Origin of the sequence: Klebsiella sp. (genome assembly GCF_027492335.1) — a bacterium.
Classification (GTDB): domain Bacteria; phylum Pseudomonadota; class Gammaproteobacteria; order Enterobacterales; family Enterobacteriaceae; genus Klebsiella; species Klebsiella huaxiensis.
This window is the reverse complement of sequence record NZ_JAPUEW010000079.1, coordinates 58,608-72,583: the sequence shown is the minus strand read 5'-3', so window position 1 is coordinate 72,583 and position 13,976 is coordinate 58,608. Positions and strand designations below refer to the sequence as shown.

Sequence of the window (13,976 nt, the reverse complement as noted above, 5' to 3'; positions counted from 1 at the left end):
ACATGGCTAATCCACTTTTGTTCCGTTCACTGTTACGGGACGCGCCGCTGGCAAACGCGCAAAACCACGAACGTGCAGCGGCTTTTGCCTTCACCCCGCGCCATAAGCTGGCGCAGATGGTGATGACCGGCTGCATGAACGAGACCTTTTATGCCAGCGCTCAGGCACAGCTCAGTGATGTTCTGGAGATAGCGAAAGACCTGGACGATCTGTTTCTCGCGAAGCTGGCGATTTATGGCCGCGAGCGGGGAACGATGAAAGATATGCCCGCGTTGCTGACCGCGCTTCTGGCGGCGCGAGGTTCGGCGCTGCTGCCGGTGGTGTTTGCGCGGGTAATTAACAACGGTCGCATGCTGCGTAACTTCGTACAGATATTGCGTAGCGGCGTCACCGGTCGGCGCTCGCTGGGCACGCGGCCGAAGAAGCTGGTTCAGCGTTGGTTACAGGAGGCCAGCGAAGATCGCTTATTGCAGGCTTCGGTAGGCAATGCGCCATCGCTGGCGGATATCGTGAAGATGGTGCACCCGCGTCCACAGGCCCCGTGGCACGATGCTTTCTTTGCCTGGCTAATTGGTAAGCCGTGCGACAAAGCGCAGTTGCCGGAGAAAACGCAGGCGCTGCTAGCGTTTCGTGAAGGTGTGAATGGCAGCGTGGTGCTGCCCGATGTGCCATTTTTACTACTGACCCACTCGCCGCTAAGTACCGAACAGTGGGCGTTGCTGGCCCAACGGATGAGCTGGCAAACGCTGCGGATGAATTTGAATACCCTGGCGCGTCACGGCGTTTTTGAGAATGCAGAACTTACCGCCAGCGTAGCGAAACGGCTGGCGGACAGGGCGCAGGTACGGCAGGCCAGGGTTTATCCTTATCAGCTGCTGTCGGCGTGGAGCAATTTGCAAAGCAGCGTGCCGCAGGTTATCGGCGAGGCCTTAGAGCGGGCAATGGAATATGCGCTGGAAAACGTGCCACAGTTTCGCGGCAACGTGGTGGTTTGCCCGGACGTATCGGGGTCGATGCGTTCACCGGTAACTGGCCACCGCCAGGGGGCGACCAGCAAAATTCGCTGTGTGGACGTCGCCGGGCTGATTGCCGCCGCCGTGTTGCGTAACCACCCGCAGGCCCGCGTGCTGCCGTTTGAATGCGATGTGGTGAACGTCGCGCTTGATGCTAAGCAGTCGGTGATGCACAACGCGCAGAAGCTGGCGGCGGTCGGTGGTGGCGGCACCAACTGCTCCGCACCGCTGCGCAGGCTGTTGGCCGAGCGGGCGCGGGTGGATCTGGTGATTATGGTGTCGGATAACGAATCCTGGATTGATAAGTCGCGCCACGGTTCGACGGCCACCATGGAGTGCTGGACCGCGCTGAAAAAAGGTAATCCGCTGGCGCGTTTGGTGTGCATCGATCTGCAGCCTTACGGCACCACCCAGGCGATGGAGCGGGGCGATATTTTAAACGTCGGCGGTTTTAGCGACGAGGTGTTTACGGTGATTGATAACTTTGTGAACGGTCGCTACGGCAGTGAGCGCTGGCTGGAAGAGATCGAGTCTGTGGCGCTGTAAAGAGTATTCAGCGCGGCGCGAATGCTGGCCGGGATTACATCTTTCCCGATGCGTATCATCCCGGCTATTAGCGCTCTATGGATTTCGAGTTGCAGAAAGGCGACGAAACCGTGAATCTCCGGGAGCTTACTAAAGTAAGTGACCGGAGTGAATGGATGAAGTCAACGCATCTGCGGCTTGAAAGACGACGAGCGAATTTGTCGCGCGGCGCTGAAGGCACGAATGCTGGTGGATCTACATCCTATGAAGATCCAGGTCGCAGGTTCGAGTCCTGCCGGAGTCTGACTCCGTAGCTCAGGGGTAGAGCAGGCCGATCCACCTTAACTTGTCGTGCCACCCTGTTTTGGCGAATGCCTGTGGATCTACATTTGTTGCGGGTTCGAGTCCCGTCAGAGCCTGGATCTGTAGCTCAAAGGTAGAGCGGTGTATTCACATTAACTTGTCGCCATTTTTAATGAATTTCGGCGAATGCCGGCGAATCTACATGGGACGGTAAGGTTGCAGGTGCAAATCCTGCCGGAGCAAGCCTCTGTAGCTCAATCAGATAGAGCATACTGATAACGATCCGCCATGAAACTTGTCGCCACCCTATTAATAAAATGAGAAAAGACAATGAATTACGAATTAATGACTACCCAGAATGCACCGGTAAAAATGTGGACTAAAGGCGTGCCGGTAGAAGACGATGCTCGTCAGCAACTGATCAATACGGCGAAAATGCCGTTTATTTTCAAACATATTGCCGTGATGCCGGATGTGCACTTGGGTAAAGGATCGACCATCGGTAGCGTGATCCCGACTAAAGGGGCGATTATCCCGGCCGCGGTGGGCGTGGATATCGGCTGTGGAATGAATGCGCTGCGTACCAACTTAACGGCGGCGGATCTGCCCGATCTTCCGGCGCTGCGTCAGGCGATTGAAACCGCCGTGCCGCACGGTCGTTCCAATACGCGTAGCCGTCGTGACGTTGGCGCATGGGAAAACCCTCCGGTCAACGTGAATGAGAAATGGGCGCAACTGGAGGCGGGATATCAGTGGTTAACGCAAAAATATCCGCGTTTTTTGAACACCAATAACCATAAGCATCTGGGAACGTTGGGAACCGGTAACCACTTTATTGAAATTTGCCTGGATGAGACAGATCAGGTGTGGATTATGCTGCACTCCGGTTCACGTGGAATAGGTAATGCCATCGGTACGTATTTTATTGGCCTGGCGCAGCAAGAGATGCAGGATCAACTGGAAACGCTGCCGTCCCGCGATCTGGCGTATTTTGATGAAGGAACTGAATACTTTGATGATTATCTGCGAACGGTGAGCTGGGCGCAGATGTTTGCCAGCCTGAACCGTGATGCGATGATGGAAAATACGCTGGCGGCGCTACAGAAATGCGTGAATAAACCCATTACGCTCAGAATGGAGGCGATTAACTGCCACCATAACTATGTGCAAAAAGAGCAGCACTTTGGTGAAGAGGTCTTCGTGACCCGTAAAGGTGCGGTATCCGCGCAGAAGGGGCAGTTCGGGATCATTCCAGGTTCCATGGGGGCGAAAAGCTTTATTGTGCGTGGCCTGGGTAACGAAGAGTCGTTCTGCTCGTGCAGTCACGGTGCCGGACGGGTGATGAGCCGAACCAAAGCGAAAAAACTGTTTAGCGTCGACGATCAGATTCGCGCCACCGCGCATGTAGAATGTCGTAAGGATGCGGACGTTATCGACGAGATTCCGATGGCCTATAAAGATATTGATGCGGTGATGACCGCGCAATCCGATCTGGTGGAAATTGTGCATACATTGCGTCAGGTGGTGTGCGTTAAGGGATAACAAAATGGAAAGGACTATCGTGCTGGACGGCGCGCAGGGAGAAGGCGGCGGGCAGATTTTGCGCTCGGCGCTGAGTCTGTCGATGATAACTGGCCAGCCGTTTGAGATTACCGGCATTCGCGCCGGGCGGGCTAAGCCGGGTCTTCTGCGCCAGCATTTAACGGCGGTGTTGGCGGCGAAGGAAATCTGCGGGGCCGAGGTCAGCGGCGATGAACTGGGCTCGCAGCGGTTACGCTTTGCTCCGGGGCGGGTTCGCGGCGGGGAGTATAAATTTGCTATCGGCAGCGCAGGTAGCTGCATGCTGGTGCTGCAAACCGTGCTTCCAGCGCTGTGGTTTGCCGACGCTGGCGCACGTATTGAGGTGCATGGCGGAACCCACAATCAGGCCGCTCCCAGCGCGGATTTTTTTTGCCGGGTCTGGGAACCACTGCTGGTGAAGATGGGGATAAACCAGCGCACCGCCCTGATAAAACATGGCTTTTATCCGGCAGGCGGCGGCGCAGTGACGACTGAAGTCGAGCCAGTTAAGGCGTTGAGCGGATTGCAGCTAATCTCGCGGGGTGAAACGGTGAGCATTGACGCTGAAGCCCTGCTGGCGGCAGTTCCTTACCACGTTGGCGAGCGCGAAGTGATGGCGCTGGAGGCTTATCTGCCGCTGACTGATAGGTCGGTTCGGGTACTGGAAGGTGGTGCCGGACCGGGGAATACGCTGTCACTGACCGTTGAGAGCGCGCATCTGACGGAGCTGTTTCTCGCCTTTGGCACCAAAGGCGTGAGCGCGGAAAAGGTCGCGTACCAGCTGGCGACAGAGGCGAAACGCTACCTCGCAAGCACGGCTGCAGTGGGGGAATATCTGGCTGACCAGCTGATTTTACCGCTGGCGCTGGCGGGAGAAGGCGCATTTACCGTGGCGAAAACGTCAGCGCATCTGCTGACGAATATCGCGGTGGTCGAGCGGTTTTTACCGGTGAGGTTTAGCTGCGAGCCGCTCGACGGCGGCTATCTTATTCAGGTTCGGGGTTAAACCCCATACCCCATCATTTTGAGCAATCGCTGGGCATGCTGTACGGCATCCTGGCGGTGCGCCACGCCAAGCTTCTGATACAAATTGCGAATGTGGGTTTTGATGGTGGTCGCCGCGACGTCCAGCTCACCGGCTATCTGCTCGTTGCTGTAGCCGGAGTAGATAAGCCCCAGTACCTGCCATTCACGCTGGGTCAGCGGGCTGGTACGGATCAGTTCCGGGACTTCCGGATGATTTAGCAGGCGCTCAACGAAACCTTCGTCAAAGTGGGCGAATTTGTGGCGATGATGCTGGTTAATATCACGTAATATGCGCTGAGCGCGATGCTGCTCCAGCTCCGGCAGCGTGTTGAGCTGAATCAGCTGGCGTAGCTGCTGTGCCATCGCTTCGCCTTCAATCACAAAGTGGTTGATGAACCCGGTGCGGTTGGCGAGGGTGAGCGCTTCCAGTAGGGCTTTCTGCGCTTCGCTTTTATGCCCTGCTTGCCAGTAGAGCTGGTTGAGCAGCAGCAGGTTGCGGTTCAAATCGCTCATCAAACGCAGCGAACGGGCATTCTCATTTAACTCTTCAAGCACCATTTCGGCGGAATCGAAATCACCGAGCAGGATCTGCGCGCGGGCGATGTTCCGCCACTGGCTCTGCAGGAAGTGGTTATTGGCGAACTCCGGTTTTGGCGTCTGGCGTAGCCAGTTTGCCGCAGCGGCTTTGTCGCCAATCATCTGCCAGTAAATCACCCGGACTTTGTCGGCATTGGATACCCAGTCACTGTGGTAATGACCGTTGCCAAGCAGGTTTTCCAAACGATTCAAATGACTACGCGCGTTATCCAGGTCACCGCGCGCCAGCGAGCACTGCACCATCAGCGTCAGACACTGTAGCTGCTGCTGCGGTTGATAAGTTGAAAGCACCGCCATGCCGTTACGCGCGGAGGTTTCCGCTTCATCCAGCCGTGCCCACGCCCACAGTAACTGGGAACGAATACGCAGCAGGAATTCATGCATCGGCAACTGTTCGAGGTGCTGTTCGCGGATGAGCTGGAAGGCTTTTTCCTGAATTTCCCAGGCGGCCTGAAGGAACCCCTGAGCAAAGAGAATTTCGCTTTGTTGGATCATGCTCCATAACGCGTAATGCCAGACGTCATGGCGGCGGGCCATCTGTTCGGTTTGCTGCATCACCGCCAGCGATTTACTCAAATGGCCTTTGCAGTGCAGCACTTCACCATGTACCGAGGTGGCAACGATGCGGCTGTAGTAGCTGGCTAGCGGCAGTTCGTCGAGGGCCACCATCGCCAGGCGCTCGGCTTCTTCCTGGTCACCAGCGTTAATCGCCACCTGGGCGCGCAGGGCGTTGAAGTCACCGTGCATGGCGGTATCCATTTCCGCATCCATCTCCTGCTCGGCGCGGGCCAGCAGGGTATTCACTTCGCTATAGCGGTGCTGGCTCTGCATCAGCCAGGCCTGTAAGAGAATCAAACGCGGGTTTTCCAGCAGATTTGACCACGGCAGCGCCGCCAGAGACTGCTCCAGCAAACCCAGCTCGCTGTGGTTAAACATGCCCCATGCGTGATTAAGCAGAATATCGCGCAGCATTTTTGCATCACCCGCCGCCAGGGCATGGTGAATGGCTTCGCTCGGGAAGCCTTGCGCCATCCAGCTTTCAGCGGCAGCACGATGAATTTCCGGCAGTTCAACCGCCAGTTCCCACTGGCAGCGCTGACGCAGGAAGTTGCCGAACAGAGGGTGGTAGCGGAACCACTCGCCGGAATCGTCCATCCGTTGCAGAAATAGCCCCTGACGCTCAATCTCTTCCAGTTGCATCTGACCATTCTCTTCGCCGGTCACGCGGACGATCAGCGCATCGTTCATTGAACGCAGCAGCGAGCTTTTCAGCAGGAAGTTACGCGTTCGCGGATCGACATTATCCAGAACTTCATCGACCAGATAGTCGGAAAGATGGCTGGCGTTGATACCGGCAAGACGGCGAGCGGAATGATGAGCGGAGGTATTATTCTGACGGGCGGAGAGGGCGATGAGCTGGAGCGCGGTGGCCCAACCGGCGACATCGTCGCACAGCCTTTTACTATCGTCGGCCTCGATTGGCGAGCTGAGACGACAGTCGAAAAATTGTTTGGCTTCCTGATGAGTGAAGGCCAATTGCTGGCTACCAATCTCAAGCAACTGATCGCGTACGCGCAGGTTGGCAATACCGAGCTGCGGTAGGTTCCGCGACAGCACCACCAGGGTCATATTTTCCGGTTGATGACGAAGGAAGAAGCGCATCGCATCATGAATAACCGGATTGCTGATCAGATGGTAATCATCAATCACCAGGAATAACGGGCGCTGCCAGTCGGCAAGCTCGATAAATAGCTGCGCGAAGAGTGAGGGCAGGCTGGCGTACTGGCGTTTTTGCACCATGGTTTCACTGGCCGCACAGTGGCCGCCAGTGGCCTGCTGAATGGCGGCGAGCAGATAGCTGGCAAAACGCTCCTGTTGGTTATCGCCTTCATCCAGCGAAAACCAGCCAAGGTCATTTTTCCCCGCCGCCCATTGAGAAACGAGCGTGGTCTTACCGTATCCAGCCGGGCTGGTTACCAACGCGAGACGATAATTGTTCGCGCCGGAAAGTTTCGCCAGTAATCGCTCACGAACCACGGTGTGTTCAAGGCGGACCGGACGACTTAATTTAGACGGAATCAACATAGTTCTACATTTCGCTGTGCAAGGGAGGAATTGCGAATTTTTTTGCGCTTCGTAATTAATATCTAATAAGGTCGGCCATAATGAATTTTATTGCAAGTTATGTCCGAGTTTTATGCTCTTGAATTTGCTCTATGTCACAAATTTTGACATAGAGTGAAATTCATATAAAAGGGTGATAGCGTGCGCGGTTACTGGGTTTGCGGGATTTTTAGGCACAATAAGCTAATCTTTTTTTACAATACTAGTAGTTGTTTGTTTTTATTAAATTATTCTCAGTTAATTCTTGTATGTCACTCTTTTGAGTTATTTCTGTATTAAAGTCAGCTTATTCCCTCGATATTTACTTTTATTTCTCAATATTTACAAGGCGGCATTTTTGCTTACTTTTCTCATCTTGGCTTGTAACACATTTTCATGCCGCAGGTAGCGGGAGAATTGTTGTTCCGATGTGGCGAATTTTCCAGCATAATTTCGCCAGTAAGCTAACGTAATAGTGCCTAAGATCACACTTTTCGCTCATCCCTGCTACTCCTCCCCGGCTAATCCCTGGCGGGATGAGGACGTGACTCCGGGAGGTCGGCACACTAGCGCTAACTGTTTTAGTAAAGGACCCGGATTTCTTATGTCACAGACTACTTTTAACAAAGCTCAGTTTCAGGCTGCACTGACGCGTCAGTGGCAGCATTTTGGATTACAGTCCGCTTGTGAGATGACCCAGCGCCAATGGTGGCGTGCCGTGAGCGGCGCGCTGGCCGAGCTGTTGTCGGCTCAACCGGTCGTGAAACCGGCCGAAGGGCAGCGCCATGTAAACTACATCTCCATGGAGTTTCTGATTGGTCGTCTGACCGGCAACAATTTGCTCAACCTTGGCTGGTATCAAGGGGTGAGTGATGAGCTTCAGACGCATGACGTCAACCTGACTGACCTGCTGGAAGAGGAGATCGACCCGGGTCTGGGCAACGGCGGCCTGGGCCGTCTGGCGGCATGTTTCCTCGATTCTATGGCGACCGTCGGCCAGTCGGCGACCGGTTACGGCCTGAACTATCAATACGGCCTGTTCCGTCAATCTTTTGCTGATGGTCAGCAGATGGAAGCGCCGGACGATTGGGGGCGTAGCAGCTATCCGTGGTTCCGCCACAATGAAGCGCTGGATGTGCAGGTTGGACTCGGCGGTAAAGTCACCAAAGGCGGCGAATGGGTACCGGCATTCGTGATTACTGGCGAAGCCTGGGATCTGCCGGTGCTGGGCTATCGCAACAACGTCGCGCAACCGCTGCGTCTGTGGCAAGCCAAACACGCGCATCCGTTTAACCTGACCAAATTCAATGACGGCGATTTCCTGCGTGCTGAACAGCAGGGTATCGACGCGGAAAAACTGACGAAAGTCCTCTATCCGAACGATAACCATCAGGCGGGCAAAAAACTGCGTCTGATGCAGCAGTACTTCCAGTGCGCCTGTTCGGTTGCCGATATCCTGCGTCGCCATCATCTGGCGGGTCGCAAGCTGGCGCAACTGGCGGATTATGAAGTTATTCAACTTAACGATACTCACCCGACAATTGCGATCCCGGAACTGCTGCGCGTGCTGATCGACGAGCATCAGCTGAGCTGGGACGACGCGTGGGCGATCACCAGCAAAACTTTCGCCTATACCAACCACACCCTGATGCCGGAAGCGCTGGAGTGCTGGGATGAGAAGCTGGTGAAAGCGCTGCTGCCGCGTCACATGCAGATTATCAAAGAGATTAACGACCGCTTTAAAAAGCTGGTGGATAAAACCTGGCCGGGCGACAAGCAGGTTTGGGCGAAGCTGGCGGTAGTGCATGACAAACAGGTTCGTATGGCGAACATGTGCGTGGTGAGCGGCTTTGCAGTCAACGGCGTTGCTGCGCTGCACTCCGACCTGGTGGTGAAAGATCTGTTCCCGGAATATCACCAGCTGTGGCCGAATAAATTCCATAACGTCACCAACGGTATTACTCCGCGCCGCTGGATCAAACAGTGCAACCCGGCTCTGGCCGCGCTGCTGGATAAGACGCTGAAGAAAGAGTGGGCCAACGACCTCGACCAGCTGATTAACCTCGAAAAATACGCTGACGATGCGAATTTCCGTCAGACGTACCGCGACATTAAGCTGGCCAACAAGGTTCGCCTGGCGGAGTTTGTGAAGCGGCGTACCGGTATCGAGATTAACCCGCAGGCGATTTTCGATATCCAGATTAAGCGTCTGCACGAGTACAAACGTCAGCACCTCAACCTGCTGAATATCCTCGCGCAGTACAAAGATATTCGTGAAAATCCGCAGGCAGACCGCGTACCACGTGTGTTCCTGTTCGGCGCGAAGGCGGCTCCGGGCTACTACCTGGCGAAGAATATTATCTGGGCGATCAATAAAGTTGCTGAAGCGATCAATAACGATCCGCTGGTTGGCGATAAGCTGAAGGTCGTGTTCCTGCCGGACTATTGCGTGTCGGCGGCAGAAATGCTGATCCCGGCGGCGGATGTCTCTGAGCAGATTTCTACTGCGGGCAAAGAGGCCTCCGGTACCGGCAACATGAAGCTGGCGCTGAACGGCGCGCTGACTGTCGGAACCCTGGACGGCGCGAACGTTGAAATCGCTGAGCAGGTAGGGGAAGAAAACATCTTTATCTTCGGCCATACCGTGGAAGAAGTGAAAGCCCTGAAGGCCAAAGGTTACGATCCGCTGAAATGGCGTAAGAAAGACAAACTGCTGGATGCGGTGCTCAAGGAGCTGGAAAGCGGTAAATATAGCGATGGCGATAAGCATGCTTTCGACCAGATGCTGCATAGCCTGCTGAAAGGGGGTGACCCGTACCTGGTGCTGGCAGATTTCGAAGCCTACGTGGCGGCGCAGAAGCAGGTTGATGAGCTGTATCGTGACCAGGAGGCCTGGACTCGCGCGACGATTCTGAATACTGCGCGCTGCGGCATGTTCAGCTCTGACCGCTCCATTCGCGATTATCAGCAACGTATCTGGCAGGCAAAACGCTAAGGACAGGCCTATGGAGACTAAACGCCTTGATAACGCTGCCCTGGCGGCGGGAATCAGCCCAAGCTATATCAACGCCCATGGTAAGCCGCAGTCGATCGCGGCAACCACCAAGCAGCGCCTGCTTGATGCGATGCATCGTACAACAATCGCCACGAAGGTGGCGGTTAATCCACTTCCTGTGGTGCAGGTGTTTACCCACGGCAAAAAGATGTCTTTGCCGGTGGCAGGTCAGGGTGAGTTCCACTGGATCCTCACTACTGAAGATGGCAAACAGTATCAAGGCCAGGTACGCGGCGGTGAAACGCTGCCGCTGCCAGCAAGGCTGCCGGAAGGGTATCACACGCTGACGCTGACTCAGGACGGCGATCGCTGGCACTGCCGGGCTATCGTCGCACCCGTGCGCTGCTACGAGCCGCAGGCGCTGAAGGATGGCAAGAAGCTGTGGGGTACCTGCGTGCAGCTTTATACGCTGCGCTCGGAGAAAAACTGGGGAATTGGTGATTTCGGTGATTTACGCGTTATGTTACCGGAAATCGCCCGTCGCGGCGGTTCGTTTATCGGCCTCAACCCGATTCACGCGCTCTATCCGGCTAACCCGGAAAGCGCCAGCCCGTACAGCCCCTCTTCACGCCGCTGGCTCAATGTTATCTATATTGATGTTAATGCGGTAGACGATTTCCGTCAGAGCAAAGAGGCGCAGAAATGGTGGCAATCACCGGCCACGCAGCAGGCCTTACAGGCCGCGCGCCAGACCGATGACGTTGACTATAGCGCCGTGACCGCGTTGAAAATCACCGCGCTGCGCATGGCGTGGAAAGGTTTTTCCGCGCGCAATGATGAAGCAACAGCTGAGTTTCGTCAGTTTGTGACGCGTGAGGGCGAAAGTCTGTACTGGCAGGCGGCGTTTGACGCGCTGCACGCCTGGCAGGTTAAGCAGGATCCGATGCGCTGGGGCTGGCCTGCCTGGCCGAAGGCTTATCAGGATACCCATAGCCCGGAAGTGAAAGCGTTTTGCGCTGAGCATGCCGATGAGGTGAATTTTTACCTTTGGCTGCAGTGGCTGGCTTACACCCAGTTTGCCGAATGCTGGCATACCAGTCAAAACGATGCCATGCCAATTGGCCTGTATCGTGACCTGGCGGTTGGCGTTGCGGAAGGCGGGGCAGAAACCTGGTGTGACCGCGAGCTCTACTGCCTGAAAGCTTCCGTCGGCGCGCCGCCGGATATTTTGGGCCCGCTGGGGCAAAACTGGGGCCTGCCGCCGATGGATCCGCATATCATCGTGTCGCGCGCCTATGAGCCGTTTATCGAACTGCTGCGCGCTAATATGCAAAATTGCGGCGCGTTGCGCATCGATCACGTGATGTCGGTGCTGCGTCTGTGGTGGATCCCCTACGGTGAAACGGCTGACCACGGCGCCTACGTGCAATATCCGGTGGATGACCTGCTGTCGATTCTGGCGCTGGAGAGTAAGCGTCATCGCTGTATGGTGATCGGTGAAGATCTGGGTACCGTGCCGGTTGAGATCGTCGGTAAGCTGCGCAAAAGCGGCGTCTACTCCTACAAAGTGCTCTATTTCGAAAATGACCACGAGAAAACTTTCCGTGCGCCGAAGGCGTATCCGGAGCAATCAATGGCTGTGGCAACGACGCATGACCTGCCAACGCTGCGCGGCTACTGGGAAAGCGGCGACCTGACCTTGGGTAAATCGTTGGGACTGTATCCGGATGAGGTGGTGTTACGCGGACTGTACCAGGATCGCGAGCTGGCAAAACAGGGGCTGCTGGATGCACTGCATCGCTACGGTTGCCTGCCAAAGCGTACCGGGCATAAAGCGTCGCTGATGGCGATGACGTCGACCCTCAATCGCGGGATGCAGCGCTATATTGCCGACAGCAACAGCGCGCTGTTGGGCCTGCAGCCGGAGGATTGGCTGGAGATGGCCGAGCCGGTCAATATTCCGGGCACCAGTACGGAATATCCAAACTGGCGTCGTAAGCTCTCTACCACGCTGGAGGCAATGTTTGCTGATGAGCAGGTGAATAAGCTGATTAAGGATCTGGATAAGCGGCGTAAGGCGGCAAGTAAGAAAAAGCCAGCCTGATAGCTATTCTAAGTGCATTAAAAAGCCGGGAAGTGATTCCCGGCTTTTCATTTCTGACGCAACGATTAGCGTTTCGGCCCTGCGGCCACCAGCGCAGCGCCTGCTGGCGTATCGGTATACTTCTCAAAGTTCTCAACGAACAGCTTCGCTAACTGCTCGGCCTTCTCCTGCCACTGCTCTGGCGAACCGTAGGTATTGCGTGGGTCAAGGATATGAGTATCCACGCCCGGCAGCTCGGTTGGGATTTGCAGCTCAAACATCGGCAGAGTGAAGGTTTCGGCATCATCGAGCGAACCGTCGAGGATGGCGTCGATAATGGCGCGGGTATCTTTAATCGAGATACGTTTGCCGGTGCCGTTCCAGCCAGTGTTGACCAGATAGGCCTGCGCGCCAGAAGCCTGCATGCGCTTGACCAGCACTTCTGCATATTGCGTCGGGTGTAGCGACAGGAAAGCCGCGCCGAAGCAGGCGGAGAAGGTTGGCGTCGGCTCCGTCACACCACGCTCGGTACCGGCCAGTTTAGCGGTAAAGCCAGACAGGAAGTGGTACTGGGTTTGGTCGGCGGTCAAGCGAGAAACCGGCGGCAGTACACCGAACGCATCAGCGGTCAGGAAGATAACCTTGGTGGCATGGCCCGCTTTAGAGATCGGCTTAACAATGTTCTCGATATGGTTGATCGGATAAGAGACGCGGGTGTTTTCGGTCTTCGAACCGTCATTAAAATCGATCGTGCCGTCGGCCAGCACTACGACGTTCTCCAGCAGCGCATCACGGCGAATTGCATGGTAGATATCAGGCTCTGCGGCTTCGGAAAGCTTAATCGTCTTCGCGTAGCAGCCGCCTTCGAAGTTAAATACCCCGTCGTCATCCCAACCGTGTTCGTCATCGCCAATCAGGCGGCGTTTTGGGTCGGTAGAGAGAGTGGTTTTGCCGGTACCGGAAAGGCCGAAGAAGATGGCGACATCCTCTTTTTCCCCAACGTTGGCGGAGCAGTGCATGGAAGCGATGCCCTGTAACGGCAGCAGGTAGTTCATGATGGAGAACATCCCTTTTTTCATTTCGCCGCCGTACCAGGTCCCGCCAATCAGCTGAATGCGTTCGGTCAGATTGAAGGCGACGAAGTTTTCGGAGTTGAGTCCCTGCTCTTTCCACCGCGGGTTAGTGCATTTTGCACCGTTCATCACAATGAAATCGGGCTCGAAGGTCGCCAGTTCCTCATCGCTTGGGCGAATAAACATATTCTTCACGAAATGCGCCTGCCAGGCGACCTCGGTAATAAAGCGGACGCTCAGGCGAGTGTCAGCATTAGCGCCGCAGAAAGCGTCAACGATAAACAGACGCTTGTTGGAGAGCTGGCGGGTAACCAGTCCCTTCAGGTGCTGCCACGTTTCCTCAGAGAGCGGTTTGTTGTCGTTCTTGCCCTTGCCTTTGTCAGACCACCACACGGTATCGCGGGTGGTATCGTCACGAACGATATACTTATCTTTTGGAGAACGGCCAGTGAAAATACCGGTATCGACGGCGATAGCACCAAGATTGGTTAATACGCCTCGTTCATAACCTTCCAGATTGGGGGCTAGCTCTTCCTGATACAAAGTATCGTAGCTGGGGTTGTGGACGATATCCTGGACGTCATTGATACCATAAGCCTTGAGATCCTGCGGGGTTAAACCATTATTAACGCGCATGTCACTGCTCCTTAGCCAATATGTACTGCTTTAAATTGTAGGGGTTATTACGGGGTATAGAC

At 55.4% G+C, this 13,976-nt stretch carries 7 protein-coding genes; 5 read left to right on the top strand and 2 right to left on the bottom strand.

Features of this window, described 5'->3' with window-relative positions:
- Nucleotides 1-2: 2 nt before the first annotated feature.
- From QVF11_RS23605 to rtcA, 3 genes are all read left to right on the top strand, one after another.
- Entirely contained in the window at nt 3-1,559 is a 1,557-nt protein-coding gene (locus QVF11_RS23605) for a vWA domain-containing protein (RefSeq protein ID WP_287859670.1), read from the top strand.
- Nucleotides 1,560-2,171: 612 nt separating this feature from the next.
- On the top strand, nt 2,172-3,383 hold the full coding sequence (gene rtcB / locus QVF11_RS23600; protein WP_287859668.1) for an RNA-splicing ligase RtcB: 1,212 nt from the start codon (nt 2,172-2,174) through the stop codon (nt 3,381-3,383).
- A 4-nt stretch (nt 3,384-3,387) separates the two neighbouring features.
- Nucleotides 3,388-4,407 (top strand): RNA 3'-terminal phosphate cyclase, encoded by a 1,020-nt coding sequence (gene rtcA, locus QVF11_RS23595; protein WP_287859665.1) that lies wholly within the window; start codon nt 3,388-3,390, stop codon nt 4,405-4,407.
- Here the strand turns inward: rtcA and malT are convergent.
- The gene (gene malT, locus QVF11_RS23590; protein WP_287859663.1) at nt 4,404-7,109 is read right to left on the bottom strand and encodes an HTH-type transcriptional regulator MalT; all 2,706 of its coding nucleotides are present in this window, start codon (nt 7,107-7,109) and stop codon (nt 4,404-4,406) included. The two genes, rtcA and malT, sit on opposite strands and share 4 nt — an antisense overlap.
- 622 nt (nt 7,110-7,731) lie before the next feature.
- On the opposite strand from malT, the gene malP reads away from it, so the two are divergent.
- Both malP and malQ read left to right on the top strand, forming a co-directional pair.
- Nucleotides 7,732-10,122 (top strand): maltodextrin phosphorylase, encoded by a 2,391-nt coding sequence (malP, locus tag QVF11_RS23585; RefSeq protein WP_142513328.1) that lies wholly within the window; start codon nt 7,732-7,734, stop codon nt 10,120-10,122.
- A 10-nt stretch (nt 10,123-10,132) separates the two neighbouring features.
- Nucleotides 10,133-12,226, top strand: coding sequence for a 4-alpha-glucanotransferase (malQ, locus tag QVF11_RS23580; protein ID WP_287859659.1), 2,094 nt, complete (start codon nt 10,133-10,135; stop codon nt 12,224-12,226).
- A gap of 65 nt (nt 12,227-12,291) precedes the next feature.
- Here malQ and pckA read toward each other — a convergent pair whose 3' ends face one another.
- Nucleotides 12,292-13,914 carry a phosphoenolpyruvate carboxykinase (ATP) gene (pckA, locus tag QVF11_RS23575; protein WP_287859657.1) on the bottom strand — a complete coding sequence of 541 codons (1,623 nt, stop codon included), beginning with the start codon at nt 13,912-13,914 and terminating at the stop codon, nt 12,292-12,294.
- Nucleotides 13,915-13,976: the final 62 nt, after the last annotated feature.

Bases quoted from the DNA above. Each gene is read 5' to 3' on its own strand.
- malT (WP_287859663.1), bottom strand. From the start codon at position 7,109: ATGTTGATTCCGTCTAAATTAAGTCGTCCGGTCCGCCTTGAACACACC.
- rtcB (WP_287859668.1), top strand. From the start codon at position 2,172: ATGAATTACGAATTAATGACTACCCAGAATGCACCGGTAAAAATGTGG.
- QVF11_RS23605 (WP_287859670.1), top strand. From the start codon at position 3: ATGGCTAATCCACTTTTGTTCCGTTCACTGTTACGGGACGCGCCGCTG.
- malQ (WP_287859659.1), top strand. From the start codon at position 10,133: ATGGAGACTAAACGCCTTGATAACGCTGCCCTGGCGGCGGGAATCAGC.
- rtcA (WP_287859665.1), top strand. From the start codon at position 3,388: ATGGAAAGGACTATCGTGCTGGACGGCGCGCAGGGAGAAGGCGGCGGG.
- pckA (WP_287859657.1), bottom strand. From the start codon at position 13,914: ATGCGCGTTAATAATGGTTTAACCCCGCAGGATCTCAAGGCTTATGGT.
- malP (WP_142513328.1), top strand. From the start codon at position 7,732: ATGTCACAGACTACTTTTAACAAAGCTCAGTTTCAGGCTGCACTGACG.